This is a genomic window from Streptomyces sp. A5-4 (genome assembly GCF_051131715.1).
Classification (GTDB): Bacteria; Actinomycetota; Actinomycetes; order Streptomycetales; family Streptomycetaceae; genus Streptomyces.
On the sequence record NZ_CP178591.1, the window covers coordinates 1,493,660 to 1,514,958 of the forward strand.

The following is a 21,299-nucleotide window of genomic DNA, read 5'->3' on the forward strand; positions in this document are numbered from 1 at the left end:
AACGCGGAAGGCCCGCCCCAGGGGGGACGGGCCGTTCCGTGCTGCAAGACACGCGGGGTACGAGAGGCACTCACTCAGATGAAGGATCACCCGTAAGCCGAATGATCCAGTCGAAGTGGATCAGAACCGGATCACGGGCCCTTCCCGAGGTCGGGCGGGGGCCGGGCGGCGGATCAGGCCAGCGAGACAAGATCCTTGTAGTCCGGGCCCCACAGGTCCTCGACACCGTCCGGCAGCAGGATGATCCGCTCCGGCTCCAGCGCGTCGACCGCGCCCTCGTCGTGGGTGACCAGGACGACCGCGCCCTTGTAGGTGCGCAGCGCGCCGAGGATCTCCTCACGGCTCGCCGGGTCGAGGTTGTTCGTGGGCTCGTCGAGGAGCAGGACGTTGGCGGACGAGACGACCAGGGTGGCCAGGGCCAGCCGGGTCTTCTCCCCGCCGGAGAGGACCTTGGCAGGCTTGTCGACGTCGTCGCCGCTGAAGAGGAACGAGCCGAGCGTCTTGCGGACCGACACCAGGTCGAGGTCGGGCGCCGCGGAGCGCATGTTCTCCAGGACCGAACGCTCCGGGTCGAGCGTCTCGTGCTCCTGGGCGTAGTAGCCGAGCTTGAGGCCGTGGCCCGGGATGACCTCGCCGGTGTCGGCCGTCTCGGCCCCGCCGAGCAGCCTCAGCAGAGTCGTTTTGCCTGCGCCGTTGAGGCCGAGGATGACGACGCGGGAGCCCTTGTCGATGGCCAGGTTGACGTCGGTGAAGATCTCCAGCGAGCCGTACGACTTCGACAGGCCCTCCGCCATCAGCGGCGTCTTGCCGCAGGGCGAGGGGTCGGGGAAACGCAGCTTGGCGACCTTGTCGGAGACGCGCACCGCGTCGAGGCCGGCGAGCAGCCGGTCGGCGCGCTTGGCCATGTTCTGCGCGGCGACGGTTTTGGTCGCCTTGGCGCGCATCTTGTCGGCCTGCGAGTTGAGGGTCGCGGCCTTCTTCTCGGCGTTCTGACGCTCGCGCTTGCGGCGCTTCTCGTCCGCCTCGCGCTGCTGCTGGTACAGCTTCCAGCCCATGTTGTAGACATCGATCTGCGAGCGGTTGGCGTCCAGGTAGAACACCTTGTTGACGACCGTCTCGACGAGGTCGACGTCGTGGGAGATCACGATGAAGCCGCCGCGGTACGACTTGAGGTAGTCCCGGAGCCAGACGATCGAGTCGGCGTCGAGGTGGTTCGTGGGCTCGTCGAGGAGCAGGGTGTCGGCGTCCGAGAAGAGGATGCGCGCCAGCTCGACCCGGCGGCGCTGACCACCGGAGAGCGTGTGCAGCGCCTGACCGAGCACGCGGTCGGGGAGACCGAGCGCGGCGGCGATGGTGGCTGCCTCGGCCTCGGCTGCATACCCGCCCTTGGTGAGGAACTCCGTCTCCAGGCGCTCGTACTTCTTCATCGCCTTGTCGCGGGTCGCGCCCTGCCCGGTCGACATCCGCTCCTCGTTCTCCCGCATCTTGCGCAGAACGGCGTCGAGGTCACGGGCGGAGAGGATGCGGTCGCTGGCGAGCATGTTGAGGTCGCCGGAGCTCGGGTCCTGCGGGAGGTAGCCGACCTCGCCGGAGCGGGTGATGGTGCCGCCCGCGGGGGTGCCTTCGCCGGCGAGGCACTTGGTGAGGGTGGTCTTGCCCGCTCCGTTGCGGCCGACGAGGCCGATGCGGTCGCCCTTGGCGATACGGAAGGAGGCGGACTCGATAAGCAGGCGGGCGCCGGCGCGCAGCTCGATGCCGGTGGCGGTGATCACGGAAAAACTCCAGGGCGGAATGGACGGCGGAAAGGGCAGGCGGAGGGGATTTCGACGCCGTCTAATGCACAAGGAGATATGCCATACGGCCCAGTCTACCGGTCGCCGGCAACGGATTTTCTGGCACCGGCCGCGTCACCGGGCGCAGCGTTGCCGAGCGGGGTCCGGTCGGGGGTGATCCGGCCGAGATCATCCACGGCGACCAGCTCGGCGGTCCAGGAGGCGTCCGCGCCGCAGGACTGCGCGACGATCAGTGCGCCCCGGGCGTGAATCGAACGGTGCGGTTCGAAGGTACATCCCCGCGTGGCGGGCAGTACCCAGCGCAGGTCTCCGTCCATGGTCCGGTACGCCGCGATGCGGCGCGGGGTGACGACGGCCAGCATGCGGGCCTGCGGGTCGAGCGCCCGCAGGACGCCCGCGGCGCGGCGCGGATCGCCGGCCAGCCAGCCGGAGAGGCCGGGAACGGCCCGGTGCCAGTGGACCCGGCGGCCGTCGGCGCGGGCGGTGTCGGTGACCAGCCCGTCGTTCCACAGCGCGAAGGCATGGCCGGGCGCGGGCCGCACAGCGAGCGGGCGGCGGCCCTCCCTGGTGTACGTCCAGTGGCGCTGCCCGGAGGCCCTGTCGTACGCCTCGACCGCCCTCCCCCTGGTCCGCAGGGCGGGAGCCCGGCCGGTCGCCGGGGTGCGGACGGTGAGGTGGTCGCCATAGGGGGCGGGACGGGCCTGGTGAGCGGCGGTGACCAGCGGCAGGGCGAGGACGGCCGCGGCGAGGGTGACCGCGATGCGAACGCTCCGGCGGAAGCCACCGGCTGCCGATGCCACGTACGCCCCAGCGGTCACGATTCCCCCTTGCGGCGCTGCCCGTGGATCGGGCGTCGACCAGGCACAGAACGTAGCGGCGGGGGCCGGAGGGCGGGGCGGGAGCCCCGCCGACACGGCGGGCGGGGACAGGGGCGTCCCCCGTTCGGCCGCGCCCCGGCAACTCCAGGAAAAGAGCGAAAGGCGGCTAGCTGGTCGATACTCGGCGCAGGGTGGCGGTGCCGTCGCCGTGGAGCAGAGGGTGGTGGACCCATGCAGTTCGACGACGACGCCAATCTGGACACTTCGGAGGTCCAGGACGTGCGCGGCAGCCGGGTCCCCGGCGGCAGGGCCACGATCGGTGGCGGCATCGTCGGGCTCATCGCGCTGGTCCTCGGGGTGCTGTTCGGGGTGGGGCCCGAACAGCTCGGGCTGTCCGCCGGCGATCCGGACCCGGCCGCGACGTCGTCGTCGCAGGCCCAGGTCCAGCAGACCTGCAAGAAGGGCAGCGACGCGAACACCAAGGAGGACTGCCGGATCCTGGCGGTGGTCAACAGCGTGCAGGACTACTGGCGCCAGGAATTCACCAGGCGCGACGCGCGGTACGCAGGGGCCAGGACCGTCTTCTTCAGCAACCGGGTCGGCACGGCGTGCGGCGCCGCGACCTCGGCGGTCGGGCCCTTCTACTGCCCCGGTGACCGGCAGGTCTACCTCGACCTGGGCTTCTTCGACGAGCTCCGGACCAAGTTCGGTTCGAGCGGCGGCCCCTTCGCGCAGGCATACGTCGTGGCGCACGAATACGGCCACCACGTCCAGAACCAGATGGGCACGCTGGGCCGGGCGCAGGACGGCAGGCAGGGCGTCGACAGCAACGCGGTGAAGGTGGAGCTCCAGGCGGACTGCTACGCCGGGGTGTGGGCGCGGCAGGCGACCCGTACGCCCGACGAATCGACCGGACGACCGCTGATCACCTCGCTGACGGACCAGGACATCAAGGACGGCCTGGACGCGGCGGCGGCGGTCGGCGACGACCGGATCCAGGAGAAGTTCCAGGGCCGGGTCACGCCGGAGACATGGACGCACGGCTCGGCCGAGCAGCGCCAGCAGTGGTTGTACACGGGCTTCCGCACGGGCGACATGGGGAAGTGCAACACCTTCCAGCGGTGACCCCGGCGCGGGTTCCAGGCGCCGGCCCCGGGCGCGGGTCGTGCGCTCCCCGAGGTTCCACCGCGCTCCCCGGCCGTTGTCAGTGCCCGGTGCGAGACTGTTGCCAAGGTCACACCGAGCGAGGCGGAAGGTGGTCGGCATGAGCACAGGGGCACCGAGTATGTGTCCGACGATTACGTACACGGACGCCAAGGCGGCCATCAGGCTACTGACGGACGCCTTCGGCTTCCGCGCGGTCGCCGTGCACGAGGGCGAGGACGGCAGCGTCATGCACGCCGAGCTGGCGTACGGCAACGGCGTGGTGATGCTGGGCACCAAGGGCAAGGGCGGCGTCTTCGACGAGGCCATGTCGAACGCCGGGCCCGCGGGCGTCTACGTCGTGGTGGCGGACGTGGACGCGCACCACGCGCACGCCGCGGAGCACGGGGTGGAGATTTTGATGCCGCCCACGGACCAGGACTACGGCTCCCGGGACTACATGGCACGGGATGCCGAGGGCAATGTCTGGAGCTTCGGTACGTACACACCCGGATCGGGGGGCTGAGGGGGCCCGTGCGGGGGGCGGGGCACGCGGGAGCCTGCGGGCGACTGCTGCTGGTGTGCGGCTTTCGGGGGTCTGGGGGCTTCGGGAGCCGGGCGGGGTTCGTGCGGGCCGGTCGCAGTGCGGGCCGGTCGTAGATCGGGCCGGTTGCAGGTCCGGCCGGTGCGGTTCGGGCCGGTGCGGAGCCCGTGCCGGAGCCAGGGCTTCGGGCTTCGCCCCGGGGCCGGGGTTTCGACTCCGGCCCGGGGTTTCGACTCCGGCCCGGGGTTTCGACTCCGGCCCGGGCCCGGGGGCTCGCTCCCGCTCCGATCCCGGGACCGCTCCGGGCCCGGACCGGCTCCGGGGTTACGAACCGCCCGTGTGCACCTGGAATGCCGCCCGGCGCACGGCCTTGGCCAGCGTCGGGTCCGGGTGGGCGGCGGCCAGGGCAACCAGGACCTGGACGGTGCGCGGGTGGCCCACGGCCCGTACCTCGTCCAGCAGGGCGGGGACGGTCGACTGCACCGCCGAGTCGAGATGGCGGATCAGCAGCTGGGTCTCGCCGTGGTCCGCCACGGCAGCGGCGGTGTCCACCCAGAGCCAGGTGGACTCCTCACGGGTGAGCACCCCGGAGGTCTCCTCGGGGTCGGCCCCCTCGTGCTCCGCCAGCCACAGGAGGGCGTAGGGCCGTACCGAGGCCTCCGCGGCCGCGGCCCGCACCTCGGCCTCCGCCGGGCCGCCCACCACGCGCAGCGCCTCGAAGGCGAGTCCGCGCAGCAGCGCGTCTTCGCCCCGGGCGGCTTCGAGGAGCTCGGTGACGGCTTTGGAGACGGGACGGGCGGCCAGCCACGCCCGGTACTCGGCGCGGGCCGGGCCGGGGGTGAGGCGGGCGCAGCCGCGCAGCATCTTCTCCGCGGACTGCTCGATGTTCCCGGCGGGGCTCTGGGCGGCGACGCAGATCTGCTCCAGCTTGACCCACACCGCCCAGTTGCCGAGCGGGGTCAGGGTGGCGATGCCCCGGCCGAGCGTCAGCGCGCCCACGGCGGCCAGGCCCGCCAGGGCCCAGTCGAGAAGCAGGGGCAGCGGGACGTCGGAGGCCGGCGCGGGAAGCGGCTGTGATCCGTAGGGGACCTCGCAGTGCTCCTCACGGAGTTCGGCGACGCGCTGTTCAAGGAGGTCGAGCAGGGCCGGTACGTACACGGGGCCGGCCGAGAGCTGAAGGAGGGAGAGCACCTGGGGAACGGCTTCCACGACCTCCGCGACGGAGGTGACGGCGATCGCTTCGGGCGCGGGATGCACGATCGACCAGGCGTCGAAGAGCGCGACCCAGCCGCGCAGGACAGCGGCCTCGTCACGGTCCCAGGCGCGCAGCCGCCAGCCGGGACGAGTGCCGTCGCCGTGCAGCTCGACGAGCCCGGCGAGCCGGGCCCTGTCCCAGCCCGCGCGCACCTGGGCGGGGGTCAAGTCGAGCTCGGAGGCGGCCTGTTCGACGGTCGCGGGCGAGAGGGTGCCGGCCTGACCGCGCTCCGGGTGGAGCTTCCCGCTCCGCAGGGAGGGCGAGGCCCACCGTGCGACGCGGACGGCATCGGCGAGCACTGCCCTGGCCTGGCGGGCCAGCTCCGCGGGCGGCGGAGTTCCTTCCGGGGGCCTCGGGGCCGGGCGGGCACGCCGGTTCGTCACAGCCCGGGGGCCGTCCTGAGAAGTCAGGGGGAGGGAGGCGGCGAGGGGTCGGGGGCCGACAAGTCGGAGCCTGGAGTCGCGCGGGGTACGGGACGTCACGGGAAGCAGTGTCTCCGTTGACGCCCCGAAAGCCCAAACGGAACCGGACTTGCCACTCGTGGCCCGTCCCCGGACGGGCCTCCGCACCGGCCGTGCGGAGGCCGGTCGCCCCACCGGCCACAGCCCGGGCGCGCCCGGTCGTGGCGCCGGTTACATCAAGGGGGTGAGGAAGCGGCGCAGGGTTTCCTCGTAGGCCACGGGGTCGGCGTTCCACATGGACGCGTGAGGCGCGTAGGGGACGGTGTGCAGGCTGACCAGGTCGGGCCGGAGCCGGGCAAGTTCCCGCGACGGCCCCCACGGGGCCAGGGTGTCCCCCGGCCCGTGGAAGATCAGCGTGGGGACGCGCAGCGCCTCGGGATCGGCCGCTTCGCGCAGCCGGTCGCCGTGCGGCCCGGTGGCGCCCTGGGCGGCCCGGACCGCGAGTGGCAGCAACGCGCCCGGGGTGCGGCGGGCGGCGGCCAGCGCCCGGACGGTGGCCTCCCAGTCGAGCACCGGGGAGTCGAGCACGAGGCCGCTGATCCGGTGGCGGAGGCCCGAGTTGGCCGCGGCGTGCAGCGCCATGGCCGCCCCGGTGGACCAGCCGTGCAGGACCACGCGCTCCGCGCCGTTGCGCACGGCGTAGCGGACCGCGGCGTCCAGGTCGCGCCATTCGGAGTCGCCGAGGTGCCCGAGCCCGCCCGGCTGCCTCGGGGCGCCGGCGTCGCCGCGGTAGGTGAGGTCGAGGACCGGGAACTGCTGGGCGTGCAGAAACCCCATGAGGTTCATGGGGTGCTCGCGGGTGGCGCCCAGGCCGTGCGCGGTGATCACCCACGTCTCGCGGGCACCGGGGACGAACCAGGCGGGCAGCGCGCCCAGCTCGCCGGGGATCTCCACGTCCATGTGGTCGAGGCCGAGTGCGGTGCGCGGGTCGCCGATGAACAGCTGCGGGGTGAGCCGCACCCGTGCGCCGGTGCGCAGGTCCCCGTGGTCGACCCGCACCAGGCGGCGTACGACGGAGTCGGCGGTGTGCGGGGCGTCCGGCAGGACGGGCCCGACGACCGCGTGGACGCCGGGGCCCTCGATGCCGTACGTGCCGGGGCGCAGGGTCGCGAAGCCGCGGGTCAGGGCGACCTGGCCCGCGGCCGTGGCGTGCACGGTGACTTTGGGGTCGGAGGGCAGCGGACGGCCGGGCGACGGCTTGAGGGCGGCGTCGCCGGCGAGGCGGCCGATCGCGACCGCGGCCGCGCCGACGCCGATGAGTGTGGTGACGGCTGCTGCCGTCGCTGTGGCCGGGCGCATCGCCCCAGTGTCCGCATCGCGGGGGGCCACGGCCAGTGGGCAGGGGCCGTCCGGTGTGCGCCCCGGCGTCCGCCTCCGCGCCGGTACCCGTGTTCGGCGCGTGGTCAGCCGCGCTGGCCGTAGCCCTTGAACTTCTCCGCCACCTCGTGCAGCTGAGCGCTGCTGAGCAGGCTCGGCGTGCGGCCGGGCACCGAGCTCGCGGTGAGCCAGAGCCGGCACATCCACTCCAGCTGCGCGGTGCGGTCGTAGGCCTGGTCGAGGGAGTCCCCGTAGGTGACGGTCCCGTGGTTCTGCAGCAGACAACCGGAGCGCCCGCGCAGGGCTTCGAGCATGTTCCGCGCCAGTTCCGCGCTTCCGTAGGTCGCGTACGGCGCGGTGCGGACGGGGCCGCCGAGGGCCGCGGTCATGTAGTGCACCGACGGGAGTTCGGAAACGAGCGTGGAGACGGCCGTGGCGTGCACGGCATGGGTGTGCACGACGGCGGTGGCGCCGGTGCTGCGGTAGATCGCGAGGTGCATCGGCAGTTCACTGGTGGGCCCGAGGTCGCCGAACGCCCGGTTTCCCTCCAGATCGACGGCCACGGTGTCCTTCGGGCCGAGCCGGTCGTACGGCACTCCGCTCGGGGTGACAAGGACGAGCTCGCCGACCCGCACCGAGACATTGCCCGAGGTGCCGACGACCAAGCCCTCGCTCACGCTCCTGCGGGCGGTGGCCACCAAATCGTCCCAGGCCCGCGCGATCTCGCCGCGCCGCTCGTCCCGCTCGCCCCGCTCTTCCCGCTCGTCCCGCCGCTGCTCAGCCATGCCGCGATCCTGCCAGGCCCCACTGCCGCGCACGGCGGGAGCACCGGCCCCGCCGTGCCGCGCGGCCGTATACGGATCCGGCGGGTGACCAGGATCTCCTCGACGGGTCGCCCGCCGGGCTCCGGTGCGTCCTGAGGGGCCGGTGGCCGGTGTACGGCGCCATTCGCGGCCCGGACGGACACAACCGGAGTGCCTGGAGCGCGCTTTGGGTTACCGCACCGCCCGCCCCAGTTCACCTTCCGTTCACTCGGGTTGCCTACGTTCCACGTGCCACTGACCTCAAACGATTGCCTGGGTAAATGGAACACATCACGCTCCTCCTCGGAATCGTGATCGTAACCGCTCTCGTGTTCGATTTCACGAACGGTTTCCACGACACTGCCAACGCGATGGCGACCACCATTTCGACTGGCGCGCTCAAACCCAAGACGGCGGTGGCCATGTCCGCCGTTCTCAACCTCGTCGGCGCCTTCCTGTCTGTTGAGGTCGCAAAAACGATCTCCGGCGGACTCGTCAACGAGAGCGGCATCACCACGGAAGTCATTTTCGCAGCGCTGGTCGGCGCGATCCTCTGGAACCTGCTGACCTGGCTGATCGGTCTGCCTTCCAGTTCCTCCCACGCACTCTTCGGCGGCCTCATCGGCGCCACCCTGATGTCGGTCGGCACCTCCGGTGTCAACGGCAGCGTCGTCCTCACCAAGATTCTGCTGCCCGCCGTTGCCGCGCCGATCGTCGCCGGTCTGGCCGCGCTGCTGGCCACCAGGCTGACGTACAAGCTCGCGAAGAAGACCGACGAGAAGGCCACCGCCAAGGGGTACCGGGCGGGCCAGATCGCCTCCGCCGGTCTGGTATCGCTGGCCCACGGCACCAACGACGCGCAGAAGACGATGGGCATCATCACCCTCGCCCTGGTCACCGGGAACGTCCTCGCCCCCGGCTCCAACCCGCCGCTGTGGGTCATCGTCTCGGCCGGTGTGGCGATCGCGCTGGGCACCTACCTGGGCGGCTGGCGCATCATCCGCACCATGGGCAAGGGCCTCACCGAGCTGCGTCCGCCGCAGGGCTTCGCCGCGCAGACCAGCGCCGCCACGGTCATCCTCGCCTCCTCGCACCTCGGTTTCTCCCTCTCCACCACCCAGGTCTGCTCCGGTTCCGTGATGGGCGCCGGCCTCGGCCGCAAGGGCGGCGTGGTCCGCTGGTCCACGGCGACCCGGATGTTCGTCGCCTGGGGCCTTACCCTGCCGGCCGCCGGTCTCGTCGCCGCGTGCGCCGAGTTCCTGACCAAGCAGGGCCCCTGGGGCATCGCCGCGGTCGCCGTGCTGCTCGTCGCGGGCTCCGGGATCATCTGGTCGCTCTCGCGCCGCCAGCCGGTCGACCACACCAATGTCACCGACGACGAACTCCACGAGCCTGCGGGCGTCGTGACCACCGCGATGGCGGCCGTCAGCCCGCCCCCCATCGGTGGCCCCGCCACCGCCGAGAGCCTGAAGACCACCATCCCGGCCCCGGCCGCGAGCGTCACCGAGCCGGCCCGCCCGGCCACGGTGTAAGGACGAATCAGCATGAAAATCGACTGGGTAGCTCTCGGCACCGTCTTCGGCGTGAGCCTTGTCGTCACCGTCGCGCTCGTGGGTCTGTTCACCCTCGGCATCGTCGGCCTGTCCAAGCGGGAAGCGGCCTCCGCGCAGGGCGGCGGAGCTGTCTCCCTGGCCCGTACCGGCGCGTACGCGTGCTTCGCGCTGTGCGCGGGCGCCGTGGCGTACGGCATCTTCCTGATCGTCGCCTGACCCCTGGGGCCCCACCCCCGGCGCCCCACCCGCCCCGCCCCGTGACAGGCCCCGCCCGGCCCGTCGCGGGGCGGTTCCTGTGTGCCCCAACACACTCTCCCGTCGCAGGTCAACAGCAAGTTGACGGCATTCGCGGCGCGTGGTGGACTGCCCGAGCCAATTTCGGCGGCAGGAGAGGAAGTCCGGTGCGAATCCGGCGCGGTCCCGCCACTGTCACCGGGGAGACACCCACCCCGGAAGCCAGGAACTCTCACCGCCGGTCACGTCGAACCAGGGCGCGGACCCTGAGTGAGGACATACCGTCATGCCCGGTCGCTCCCCCATACCTGTGATCAATCCAGTATGTACCAGGGCACTTCCAGGCGCTGCGGCCTGCTGACCCCGTGCGAGCCGATCGCATTTTTGCGTACGGCGCCACGGCCGGCCTGCTCGGCGACCTCGTTCTCGGCGATCCCCGCCGTGGACATCCGGTCGCCGCGTTCGGGCGGGCCGCGGGCGCGGTCGAGGCTGCCCTGTGGCGTGACCACCGCGGGTGGGGCGCGCTGCACGCGCTGGTGTGCGCCGGGGGCGCGACGGGGGCCGCCGCGCTGGCCGCGCACGCCGTGCGCCACCGTCCCGCCGCGGCCTTGGCGCTGACCGCCGCCGCCACCTGGGCCGTCGTCGGGGGGACCTCACTCGGCCGTGAGGCGCGGGCCATCGGCTGCGCCCTGGAGGCCGGGGACATCGATGTGGCCCGCGAGCGCCTCCCCCATCTGTGCGGTCGCGATCCGCAGTCGCTGGACGCCGCGCAGATCGCCCGCGCCGTCGTCGAGTCCGTCGCCGAGAACACCTCGGACGCGGTGGTCGGCGCACTCGTCTGGGGCGCGCTGGGCGGCGTACCCGGCCTGGTGGGTTTCCGCGCCGTGAACACGCTGGACGCCATGGTGGGCCACAAGTCGGCCAAGTACCTGCGGTACGGATGGGCCTCCGCGCGTCTCGACGACGTGGCGGGCTGGCCCGGAGCCCGGCTGACCTCCGTCCTCGCGGCCCTGGCCGGCGACGACACCCGAGGGGCGGTACGGGCCTGGCGCGCGGACGCGTCGAAGCACCCCAGCCCCAACGCGGGCCCGGTGGAGGCCTCCTTCGCGGGGGCCCTCGGTGTGCGGCTCGGCGGCACGCTCTCGTACGCGGGACGCGTCGAGCACCGGCCCGTGCTCAACCCAGCCGGGCGCCCCGTCGGCGCCGGGGACATCGAACGGGCGGCCCGGCTGTCCCGGCGGGTCGGCGCGCTGGCCCTGGCGACAGCCGTCGTGGGGCGTCTCGCCCTCGCCACGTCGCGCGCCGGAGGCAGCAGGAGCAGCAGGCCCCGTAACCCGAAGGGACGCGTATGAAAGACCAGTTGGGGGGCGGTCTGCTCGTCGCGGGGACCACCTCCGACGCCGGTAAGAGCGTCGTGACCGCCGGGATCTGCCGGTGGCTCGTACGCCAGGGTGTGAAGGTCGCCCCCTTCAAGGCGCAGAACATGTCGCTGAACTCCTTCGTCACCCGTGAGGGCGCGGAGATCGGCCGGGCCCAGGCCATGCAGGCCCAGGCGGCCCGCGTCGAGCCGACGGCGCTCATGAACCCGGTGCTGCTCAAGCCCGGCAGTGACCGCTCCAGCCAGGTCGTCGTGCTGGGGAGGGCGGTGGGTGAGATGAGCGCCCGCGGCTACCACGGGGGCAGGCAGGAATCGCTGCTCGGTGTCGTGACGGACTGCCTCAAGGAATTGCGCGGCACGTACGACGCGGTGATCTGCGAGGGCGCCGGCAGCCCCGCCGAGATCAATCTTCGGCGTACCGACATCGTCAACATGGGCGTCGCGCGGGCCGCGCGGTTCCCGGTGGTCGTCGTCGGCGACATCGACCGGGGCGGGGTGTTCGCCTCCTTCTTCGGTACGACCGCGCTGCTCTCCGCCGAGGACCAGAAGCTCGTCGCCGGCTACCTCGTCAACAAGTTCCGCGGCGATGTGTCGCTCCTCGAACCCGGCCTCGACATGCTGGAGGGGCTCACGGGACGGCGCACCTACGGGGTGCTGCCCTTCACCCACGGCCTGGGCATCGACGAGGAGGACGGACTGCGGGTGTCGATGCGTGGCGCCGTACGCGAGTCCGTCGTCGCACCGCCCGTCGGCGAGGACGTGTTGCGCGTCGCCGTGTGCGCGGTGCCCCTCATGTCGAACTTCACCGACGTGGACGCGCTGGCCGCCGAGCCGGGCGTCGTCGTGCGATTCGTGGACCGGGCCGAAGAGCTCGTCGACGCCGATCTGGTGATCGTGCCGGGGACGCGCGGGACAGTGCGCGCCCTGCGGTGGCTGCGCGAGCGCGGGCTCGCCGACGCCCTGGCCCGGCGGGCCGCCGAAGGCCGTCCCGTGCTCGGTATCTGTGGCGGCTACCAACTGCTGGGCCGGCACATCGAGGACCACGTCGAATCACGCGCGGGCTCCGTCGACGGTCTGGGGCTGCTCCCGCTGCGGGTGCGGTTCGCCGTCGAGAAGACCCTCGCGCGGCCCGTCGGCATCGCGCTGGGTGAGCCCGTCGAGGGCTACGAGATCCACCACGGCGTCGCCGAAGTCCTCGGTGGCGAAGGGTTCCTCACCGACGACCGGGGGCATGCCTTGGACGGCTGCCGGGCCGGCGCGGTCTGGGGCACCCACTGGCACGGGTCGTTGGAGAGCGACGCCTTCCGGCGCGCGTTCCTGCGCGAAGTCGCCACCGCCGCCGGGCGACGCTTCGTACCGGCACCCGACACCTCCTTCGAGGCGCTGCGCGAGGAGCAGCTCGACCGTCTCGGAGACCTCATCGAAGAACACGCGGACACGGACGCGCTGTTGCGACTGATCGAGTCGGGCGCGCCGGCAGGACTTCCCTTCATCGCACCTGGAGCGCCCGCATGAGTACCGTGCTGTTGTTGTCCACCGCCGATACGGATCTGCTGGCGGCACGCGCCTCCGGCGCCCCGTACCGGATCGGCAACCCGACCCGTATCGACGCGGTCCAGGAGCTGCCCGCGCTGATCGAGGGCGCCTCGGTGGCCGTCGTACGGCTGCTCGGCGGGAAGCGGGCCTGGGAGGACGGGCTCGCCGTCCTCAAGTCGTCCGGCATTCCGACGGTCCTGCTCGGCGGGGAGGCCGTGCCGGACGCCGAGTTGATGGCCGAGTCGACCGTGCACGCGGGCGCGGTCGCGCAGGCGCTGCGCTACCTCGTCGAGGGCGGTACGGGCAACCTGACCGAGCTGGCCGTCTTCCTCACCCAGGACGTCCTGCTCGGCGGGCACGGGCGCGCCGGGGACGCGCGGGAGCGGCGCAGCGCGGAGCCGCGGAAGATGCCCGAGTGGGGTGTGCACGGCGAGCGGGCGTGGGTCGAGGGCCGGCCTGCCGTCGGGGTGCTCTTCTACCGGGCGCACGAGCTGTCCGGGAACACCTCCTTCGTCGACGTCCTGTGCGAGCAGATCGAGGCTCAGGGGGCCAACGCGCTTCCGGTGTACTGCGGTTCGCTGCGCAGCGCCGACCCCGAGCTGTACACCGTGCTCGGCAGGACCGACGCCCTGGTCGCCACCGTCCTCGCGGCGGGCGGCACCCGGGCCAGTGACGCCTCGGCCGGCGGTGACGACGAGGCGTGGGACATCGGCGCGCTCGCGGACCTCGATGTGCCGGTGCTCCAGGGCCTCTGTCTGACGTCCTCGCGCGCGACCTGGGACGCGTCGGACGCCGCGCTGTCGCCGATGGACGCCGCGATGCAGGTCGCCATCCCCGAGTTCGACGGCCGGCTCATCACCGTGCCGTTCTCTTTCAAGGAGCAGGCCGAGGGCGACGTGCCGGTGTACGTCGCGGACCCCGAGCGGGCCGCCCGGGTCGCCGGGATCGCCGTGCGGCACGCCACGCTGGCCCACAAGCCGAACGCGGACAAGAAGCTCGCGATCGTCTTCACCGCGTACCCGACGAAGCACTCGCGGGTCGGCAACGCGGTCGGCCTGGACACGCCCGCCTCCGCGATCCGGGTCCTCGACGCCCTGCGCGACGCCGGTTACGGCGTGGACGGGCACCCCGACAACGGTGACGAGCTGATCCACCGGCTCATCAGCGCCGGTGGTCACGACGTGGAGTGGCTGACCGAGGAGCAGCTCGCCGCGGCCCCCGCGCGCGTGCCGCTCGCCGACTACCAGCAGTGGTTCGACAAGCTGCAGCCCGAGCTGCGCGACGGGATGCTGGAGCACTGGGGCGAGGCGCCCGGCCAGTTGTACATCGACGGGGACGACATCGTCCTGGCGTCCCTGCAGTTCGGCAATGTCGTCGTGATGATCCAGCCGCCGCGCGGCTTCGGCGAGAACCCGATCGCGATCTACCACGACCCCGACATGCCGCCCTCGCACCACTACATGGCGGCGTACCGGTGGCTCGAGACCGCGTCATCGGAAGGCGGCTTCGGTGCCGACGCGATCGTGCACATGGGCAAGCACGGCACGATGGAGTGGCTGCCCGGCAAGGGCCTCGGCCTGTCGTCCGGCTGCGGGCCGGACGCCGTCCTGGGTGATCTGCCGCTGATCTACCCGTTCATCGTCAACGACCCGGGCGAGGGCACCCAGGCCAAGCGCCGCGGCCATGCCACGGTCGTCGACCATCTCGTGCCGCCGATGGCGCGCGCGGACACCTACGGGGACCTCGCCAAGCTTGAGCAGTTGCTCGACGAGTACGCCCTGGTCAGCGATCTCGACCCGACGAAGGCGCCGGCGGTGCGGGCGCAGATCTGGACGCTGGTGACGGCGGCCCAGCTGCACCACGACCTGCATCTGGACGAGCAGCCGGACGACGCCGACTTCGACGCGTTCGTCATGCATGTCGACGGCTATCTGTGCGAGATCAAGGACGTGCAGATCCGTGACGGTCTGCACATCCTGGGCGGCGGCCCGGAGGCCGGGGCCCGGGTCAATCTGGTGCTGGCCGTGCTGCGTGCCTCGCAGGTGTGGGGCGGCAAGGCCAACGCGCTGCCCGGCCTGCGGGCCGCTCTCGCCGAGCACTTCGGTCTGGTCGAGAAGGAGTTGCTGGGCGAGCCCGGCGCGCCGGTGAAGGTGCCGGACGGGCTGAGTTCGCTGGTCGACGGGCCCGCGCGGTCCGCCGCCGACGCCGTCGATCTCCTTGAGCAGCTGTGCCGGCGGCTCGCGGAGGGCATGGAGGAGCGCGGCTGGGAGAAGTCCACCGCGGCGCCCCTGGTCCGTGAGGTGCTCGGGTTCGAACTCCCGGACGCCGTGGCCGTGCTGGGCTTCGCGTGCGACGAGGTCGTGCCGCGGCTGGCCCGTACGACCGACGAGATCACCAACATCCTGCACGCCCTGAAGGGCGGCTACGTACCCGCCGGCCCCTCAGGTTCGCCGACCCGCGGCCTGGTCAACGTCCTGCCGACGGGCCGCAATTTCTACTCCGTGGACCCCAAGGCGATTCCGTCGCGCCTGTCGTGGGAGGTCGGCCAGGCGCTGGCCGACTCGCTGGTGGCCCGCTATCTGGCCGACACCAGTGACTATCCCAAGTCGGTCGGCCTGACCGTGTGGGGTACGTCCGCGATGCGCACCCAGGGCGACGACATCGCGGAGATCCTGGCGCTGCTGGGCTGCCGTCCCGCGTGGGACGACGCCTCGCGCCGGGTCACCGGCTTCGAGATCGTGCCGCTGGAGGAGCTGGGCCGGCCGCGCATCGATGTGACCGTGCGCATCTCCGGCTTCTTCCGGGACGCCTTCCCGCACGTCATCGGGCTGATCGATGACGCGGTACGGGCCGTCGCCGAGCTGGACGAGCCCGCCGACCGCAACTTCGTCCGGGCGCACGCGGCCGAGGACGAGGCCGAGCACGGCGACCGCCGACGCGCCACCTCGCGCATCTTCGGCTCGAAGCCCGGCGCGTACGGGGCGGGCCTGCTCCCGCTGATCGACGCCAGGAACTGGCGCAGCGACGCCGACCTGGCCGAGGTGTACGCGGTGTGGGGCGGTTACGCCTATGGGCGGGGCCTCGACGGGCGGCAGGCGCGCGGGGACATGGAGACGGCGTTCCGCCGGATCGCGGTGGCCGCGAAGAACGTCGACACGCGTGAGCACGACCTGATGGACGCGGACGACTACTTCCAGTACCACGGCGGCATGGTCGCGATGGTGCGTCATCTGACGGGCGAGTCCCCCGAGGCGTACGTCGGTGACAGCGCGACGCCCGACCAGGTGAAGACCCGCACGCTGGGCGAGGAGACGCACCGGGTGTTCCGGGCCAGGGTCGTCAACCCGCGCTGGATGGCGGCGATGCGGCGGCACGGCTACAAGGGCGCCTTCGAGATGGCGGCCACCGTGGATTACCTCTTCGGGTACGACGCGACGGCGGGTGTGGTCGACGACTGGATGTACGAGAAGTTGTCGAGCGAGTACGTCTTCGACCCCGAGAACAGCGCCTTCATGCGCAAGTCCAACCCCTGGGCCCTGCGGGGCATCACGGAGCGGCTCCTGGAGGCCGCCGAGCGCGGGCTGTGGGCGGAGCCGGACGCGCGGACGCTGGAGCGGCTTCGTGCGACGTATCTGGAACTTGAGAGCGACCTGGAGGGTGACGACGCATGAGCAACACGATTCACTACCCATTCACCGCGATCGTCGGTATGGACGACCTGCGGCTCGGGCTGCTGCTGAACGCCGTGTCCCCCGCCGTGGGCGGTGTGCTCGTCCGAGGCGAGAAGGGCACCGCCAAAAGCACTGCCGTACGCGCCCTTTCGACGCTCATGCCCGAGGTGCGGGTGGTCGCCGGGTGCCGGTTCTCCTGTGACCCCGCGTCGCCCGACCCGGCGTGCCCCGACGGCCCGCACGAGACCACCGGCGGCGTGTCGCGCGCCGCGCGGATGGTCGAGCTGCCCGTCGGGGCGTCCGAGGACCGGCTGGTGGGGGCGCTCGACATCGAACGGGCGCTGTCGGAGGGGGTGAAGGCCTTCGAGCCCGGTCTGCTCGCCGACGCGCATCGCGGCATCCTGTACGTCGACGAGGTCAATCTGCTGCACGACCACTTGGTGGACCTGCTGCTCGACGCCGCAGCCATGGGTGCGTCGTACGTCGAGCGCGAGGGCGTGTCGGTGCGGCACGCCGCGCGGTTCCTGCTGGTCGGGACCATGAACCCCGAAGAGGGCGAGCTGCGACCGCAGTTGCTCGACCGGTTCGGGCTGACCGTGGAGGTCGCCGCCTCCCGGGAGACCGACCAGCGCGTGGAGGTCGTCCGCCGGCGCCTCGCGTACGAGGACGACCCCGCCGGGTTCGCCGCGAAGTGGGCGCACGAGGAGTCCGCGCTGCAGGCGCGCATCGTGGCGGCGCGCGCCCTGCTGCCGGAAGTCCGGCTGGGCGACGGCGCGTTGCGGCAGATCGCGGCGACCTGCGCGGCCTTCGAGGTCGACGGGATGCGCGCCGACATCGTGATGGCCCGCACGGCGACCACGCTGGCCGCCTGGGCCGGGCGCACGGTGGTGCTCGCCGAGGACGTGCGACAGGCCGCGCTGCTGGCGCTGCCGCACCGGCGCAGGCGCAATCCGTTCGACGCGCCGGGGCTCGACGAGGACAAGCTCGACGACACGCTGGAGCAGAACAGCAGCCCGGACGAGGACGATCCGGACCCGGACGGGCCCGGCGGGGGCGGGCAGCCGCCGCAGGGCGACGGGCCCGACGTCGGTCCGCAGGACGGTTCGGAGCAGGACGGTTCGGACCAGGACAGTGCTCCCGAGCAGAGCGAGTCGCCCGAGTCTCCCGAGGAGGGCGAGTCCCCCGCCCGGTCCGAGGAGGCCGAGGGCGGCGGGCCGAAGGGCTCTGCGGGCGGCGGCGAGCAGCCTGCCGCGCAGGCCTCGGAGCCGTTCCGTACGAAGATGCTGAGCGTGCCCGGTCTCGGCGAGGGCGCGGCGGGGCGGCGTTCACGCGCGCGTACCGAGCACGGCAGGACGACAGGCGCCCGGCGCCCCCAGGGGGCGCTCACCAAGCTGCACCTGGCGGCGACCGTGCAGGCGGCGGCGCCGCATCAGCGGGCGCGCGGGCGCGCGGGGCGCGGCCTGGTGGTGCGCCGGGACGATCTGCGGCAGGCCAACCGGGAGGGGCGCGAGGGCAACCTGGTGCTCTTCGTGGTGGACGCCTCGGGTTCGATGGCCGCGCGGCAGCGCATGAGCGCCGTGAAGGGCGCGGTGCTTTCGCTGCTGCTCGACGCCTACCAGCGGCGCGACAAGGTCGGCCTGATCACCTTCCGCGGGAAGGACGCCCAAGTGGCACTGCCCCCGACGTCCTCCGTGGAGGCCGCCGCAGCGCGGCTGGAGACCCTGCCGACGGGGGGCAGGACACCGCTGTCCGCAGGGCTGTTGAAGGCCCACGACGTGCTGCGTGTGGAGCGGCTGCGCGACCCCTCGCGCCGCCCGCTGCTGCTCGTCGTGACCGACGGGCGGGCGACGGGCGGGCCCGAGCCGCTCGCGAACGCGACCCGCGCGGCCCATCTGCATGCCGTGGAGGGCATCGCCTCGGTGGTCGTGGACTGCGAGTCGGGTCCCGTACGGCTCGGTCTGGCCGGGGCTCTGGCCCGTGATCTCGGCGGCAGCGCCGTCACGCTCGACGAGCTGCGCGCCGACAGTATCGCCGGGCTCGTCAAGGACGTTCAAAGCTCAAGGAGGGCTGCTTAATGCCACAGGGACAGCCGTCCGTCGTTCCGAACGACGGACTCACCACTCGTCAGCGCCGCAACCGCCCGCTTCTCCTCGTCCACACGGGCATCGGCAAGGGCAAGTCGACGGCCGCCTTCGGGCTGGCGCTGCGCGCCTGGAACCAGGGCTGGCCGATCGGGGTGTTCCAGTTCGTCAAGTCCGCGAAGTGGAAGGTCGGCGAGGAGAACGCGCTGAAGGTCCTCGGTGCGAGCGGCGAGGGCGGGACCGTCGCCTGGCACAAGATGGGCGAGGGCTGGTCGTGGGTGCAGCGTGACGCGCAGCTCGACAACGAGGAGAAGGCGCGCGAGGGCTGGGAGCAGGTCAAGCGCGACCTGGCCGCCGAGACGTACCAGCTGTACGTGCTGGACGAGTTCGCGTATCCGATGCACTGGGGCTGGGTGGACACCGACGAGGTCATCCAGGTGCTGCGCGACCGTCCCGGCAACCAGCACGTCGTGATCACCGGCCGCAACGCGCCGCAGAGCCTGCTCGACCACGCGGACCTGGTGACCGACATGTCGAAGGTCAAGCACCCGATGGACGCGGGCCAGAAGGGCCAGAGGGGCATCGAGTGGTAGCCAGACTCGTCATCGCCGCGCCGTCGTCCGGCAGCGGCAAGACCACCGTCGCGACGGGACTGATGGCCGCCTTCGCGGAGCGCGGTCTTTCCGTCTCCCCGCACAAGGTGGGCCCCGACTACATCGACCCGGGCTACCACGCGCTGGCGACCGGCCGTCCGGGACGCAATCTCGACGCGTACCTATGCGGTACGGAGCTGATCGCGCCACTGTTCGCGCACGGCGCGGCAGGGTGCGACCTGGCGGTGGTCGAGGGCGTGATGGGCCTGTACGACGGCGCCGCGGGACAGGGCGAACTGGCCTCCACCGCACAGGTGGCGCAGCTGCTGGGGGCGCCGGTGGTGCTGGTCGTGGACGCGTCGTCGCAGTCGCGGTCGGTGGCGGCGCTGGTGCACGGTTTCGCCTCCTGGGATCCGCGGGTGCGGATCGGCGGGGTGATTTTGAACAAGGTCGGCTCCGAGCGGCACGAGCAGTTGCTGCGCGAGGCGCTGGACGCGTCTGGCGTGCCGGTGCTCGGTGCGCTGCGGCGGGTCAAGCAGGTGCGGACGCCGTCGCGGCACCTGGGTCTTGTGCCGGTGGCCGAGCGCCGGGCGGAGGCTGTGGAGTCGGTGGCCGCGCTGGCCGAGCAGGTGCGGGCCGGGTGCGACCTGGAGGCGCTGCTGGCGCTGGCGCGCGGCGCGCCCGCGCTCGCGGGGGACGCGTGGGATCCGGCGGGGGCCGCGGGCGGGCCGGCCGGGCCCGGCGCGGCGAGCGGGCGGCGGCCTGTGGTCGCCGTCGCCGCCGGGGCCGCGTTCACGTTCTCCTACGCCGAGCACGGTGAGCTGCTCGCCGCCGCCGGCGCCGAGGTGGTGCCCTTCGATCCGCTGCGGGACGAGGCGCTTCCCGAGGGGGCGCGCGGTGTGGTCGTCGGGGGCGGGTTTCCCGAGGTGTACGCCCCCGAGCTGTCCGCCAACGAGCCGCTCCGCAAGGCCGTCGCCGAGCTCGCGCTCTCCGGGGCGCCCGTTGCCGCCGAGTGCGCCGGGCTGCTGTACCTCGCGCGCTCCCTGGACGGGCAGCCGATGTGCGGGGTGCTGGACGCCGAGGCACGGATGTCGGATCGGCTGACGCTGGGCTATCGGGAGGCGGTGGCGGTGTCGGACAGTGTGCTGGCGCCCACCGGGACGCGGCTGCGCGGGCACGAGTTCCACCGGACGGTGATCGAGCCCGGGGCGGGCGCCGCCCCCGCGTGGGGCATGCATCTGCCGGAGCGCCGGGTCGAAGGGTTCGTACAGGAGGGCGTGCACGCGAGTTTTCTGCACACGCACTGGGCCGCCGAGCCCGGCGTGGCCCGCAGGTTCGTCGAAAGGTGTGCGGGATGAGCGGCAAGTTGACCGGCGTCGGTGTCGGGCCCGGTGACCCGGAGCTGGTGACCGTCAAGGGCGTCAATGCCATGCGGGACGCGGCCGTCGTGGTCGTGCCCGTCATGGCCGCGCCCGACGGAACCGATGTGGGCGAGCCGGGGAGGGCCGAGGCGACGGTGCTGCACTACGTCGACGCGGCGAAGGTCGTCCGGGTGGTGTTCGCACTCAACGAGCGCGAGGACCGGACCCGGCGTGAGGCCGCCTGGGACGCGGCGGGGTCGCGCGTCGCCGAACTGCTGCGCGCGCACGGCACGGTGGCGTTCGCGACGATCGGCGATCCCAATGTGTACTCGACGTTCACGTATCTCGCGCAGACCATCGGCGCGCTGCTGCCGGGGACGGTCGTCGAGACCGTGCCGGGGATCACCGCCATGCAGGACCTCGCGGCGCGCAGCGGAGCAGTGCTGGCCGAGGGCACAGAGCCACTGACGCTGGTGCCGGTGACCGCCGGTGCGGCCGTCCTCAAGGAGGCCCTGGCGGGGCCCGGCACGGTGGTGGCGTACAAGTTCGGGCGGCTGGCGGGCGAGGTGGCGACGGCGCTGCGCGAGACCGGCCGCACCGAGGGGGCGGTGTGGGGGTCGGCGCTCGGGTTGCCCGAGGAGTCGATCCGCCCGGCCGCGGAGCTCACCGGGGGCGGCCCGTTGCCGTATCTCTCGACTCTCATCGCGCCGGCCAGGCGTGACGGTGGCCGCGGAGGCAAGCTGTGAGTCCCCAACCCG

16 protein-coding genes and 1 riboswitch are annotated in these 21,299 nt (G+C 72.6%); of the genes, 11 read left to right on the forward strand and 5 right to left on the reverse strand.

Annotated features, from left to right (window positions below):
- Positions 1–173 precede the first annotated feature (173 nt).
- Together ACLLJJ_RS06930 and ACLLJJ_RS06935 are read right to left on the reverse strand one after the other, a co-directional pair.
- Positions 174–1,772, reverse strand: a complete 1,599-nt coding sequence (locus ACLLJJ_RS06930) for an ABC-F family ATP-binding cassette domain-containing protein (RefSeq protein ID WP_283516723.1) — start codon at positions 1,770–1,772, stop codon at positions 174–176.
- A gap of 95 nt (positions 1,773–1,867) precedes the next feature.
- Complete coding sequence (locus tag ACLLJJ_RS06935) at positions 1,868–2,611, reverse strand: hypothetical protein (RefSeq protein ID WP_434588384.1); 744 nt, start codon at positions 2,609–2,611, stop codon at positions 1,868–1,870.
- 231 nt (positions 2,612–2,842) lie between these two features.
- Here ACLLJJ_RS06935 and ypfJ point away from each other — a divergent pair, with 231 nt between their 5' ends.
- Positions 2,843–3,736 carry a KPN_02809 family neutral zinc metallopeptidase gene (gene ypfJ / locus ACLLJJ_RS06940; protein ID WP_434588385.1) on the forward strand — a complete coding sequence of 298 codons (894 nt, stop codon included), beginning with the start codon at positions 2,843–2,845 and terminating at the stop codon, positions 3,734–3,736.
- A gap of 160 nt (positions 3,737–3,896) precedes the next feature.
- Positions 3,897–4,280, forward strand: a complete 384-nt coding sequence (locus ACLLJJ_RS06945; RefSeq protein WP_434588386.1) for a VOC family protein — start codon at positions 3,897–3,899, stop codon at positions 4,278–4,280.
- A gap of 342 nt (positions 4,281–4,622) precedes the next feature.
- Here the strand turns inward: ACLLJJ_RS06945 and ACLLJJ_RS06950 are convergent, their stop codons facing one another.
- The 3 genes from ACLLJJ_RS06950 to ACLLJJ_RS06960 form a co-directional block, all read right to left on the reverse strand.
- Positions 4,623–5,936 (reverse strand): hypothetical protein, encoded by a 1,314-nt coding sequence (locus tag ACLLJJ_RS06950; RefSeq protein WP_434588387.1) that lies wholly within the window; start codon positions 5,934–5,936, stop codon positions 4,623–4,625.
- Between the two features lie 249 nt (positions 5,937–6,185).
- Positions 6,186–7,313 (reverse strand): alpha/beta hydrolase, encoded by a 1,128-nt coding sequence (locus ACLLJJ_RS06955; RefSeq protein ID WP_434588388.1) that lies wholly within the window; start codon positions 7,311–7,313, stop codon positions 6,186–6,188.
- 104 nt (positions 7,314–7,417) lie between these two features.
- On the reverse strand, positions 7,418–8,116 hold the full coding sequence (locus tag ACLLJJ_RS06960; protein WP_434588389.1) for a class II aldolase/adducin family protein: 699 nt from the start codon (positions 8,114–8,116) through the stop codon (positions 7,418–7,420).
- Positions 8,117–8,415: 299 nt separating this feature from the next.
- Here ACLLJJ_RS06960 and ACLLJJ_RS06965 point away from each other — a divergent pair, with 299 nt between their 5' ends.
- The 9 genes from ACLLJJ_RS06965 (at position 8,416) to cobI (ending at position 21,287) form a co-directional block, all read left to right on the forward strand.
- Positions 8,416–9,666 (forward strand): inorganic phosphate transporter, encoded by a 1,251-nt coding sequence (locus tag ACLLJJ_RS06965; protein WP_434588390.1) that lies wholly within the window; start codon positions 8,416–8,418, stop codon positions 9,664–9,666.
- A gap of 12 nt (positions 9,667–9,678) precedes the next feature.
- Positions 9,679–9,903 carry a hypothetical protein gene (locus ACLLJJ_RS06970; RefSeq protein ID WP_434588392.1) on the forward strand — a complete coding sequence of 75 codons (225 nt, stop codon included), beginning with the start codon at positions 9,679–9,681 and terminating at the stop codon, positions 9,901–9,903.
- 125 nt (positions 9,904–10,028) lie between these two features.
- A riboswitch (cobalamin riboswitch) is annotated at positions 10,029–10,173 on the forward strand.
- A 113-nt stretch (positions 10,174–10,286) separates the two neighbouring features.
- A complete protein-coding gene (locus ACLLJJ_RS06975) occupies positions 10,287–11,273 on the forward strand; it encodes a cobalamin biosynthesis protein (RefSeq protein ID WP_434588393.1) in 987 nt (328 codons plus the stop codon).
- An 8-nt stretch (positions 11,274–11,281) separates the two neighbouring features.
- Positions 11,282–12,814 (forward strand): cobyric acid synthase, encoded by a 1,533-nt coding sequence (locus tag ACLLJJ_RS06980; RefSeq protein WP_434600326.1) that lies wholly within the window; start codon positions 11,282–11,284, stop codon positions 12,812–12,814.
- The gene (cobN, locus tag ACLLJJ_RS06985) at positions 12,811–16,506 is read left to right on the forward strand and encodes a cobaltochelatase subunit CobN (RefSeq protein ID WP_434588394.1); all 3,696 of its coding nucleotides are present in this window, start codon (positions 12,811–12,813) and stop codon (positions 16,504–16,506) included. Before ACLLJJ_RS06980 ends, cobN begins: the two co-directional genes overlap by 4 nt.
- Complete coding sequence (locus ACLLJJ_RS06990; RefSeq protein WP_434588395.1) at positions 16,503–18,581, forward strand: putative cobaltochelatase; 2,079 nt, start codon at positions 16,503–16,505, stop codon at positions 18,579–18,581. Before cobN ends, ACLLJJ_RS06990 begins: the two co-directional genes overlap by 4 nt.
- Complete coding sequence (cobO, locus tag ACLLJJ_RS06995; protein ID WP_434588396.1) at positions 18,581–19,180, forward strand: cob(I)yrinic acid a,c-diamide adenosyltransferase; 600 nt, start codon at positions 18,581–18,583, stop codon at positions 19,178–19,180. Before ACLLJJ_RS06990 ends, cobO begins: the two co-directional genes overlap by 1 nt.
- On the forward strand, positions 19,174–20,538 hold the full coding sequence (locus tag ACLLJJ_RS07000) for a cobyrinate a,c-diamide synthase (RefSeq protein WP_434588397.1): 1,365 nt from the start codon (positions 19,174–19,176) through the stop codon (positions 20,536–20,538). The genes cobO and ACLLJJ_RS07000 overlap by 7 nt, the downstream gene beginning before the upstream one ends.
- Positions 20,535–21,287, forward strand: a complete 753-nt coding sequence (gene cobI / locus ACLLJJ_RS07005) for a precorrin-2 C(20)-methyltransferase (RefSeq protein WP_434588398.1) — start codon at positions 20,535–20,537, stop codon at positions 21,285–21,287. The genes ACLLJJ_RS07000 and cobI overlap by 4 nt, the downstream gene beginning before the upstream one ends.
- Positions 21,288–21,299 lie beyond the last annotated feature (12 nt).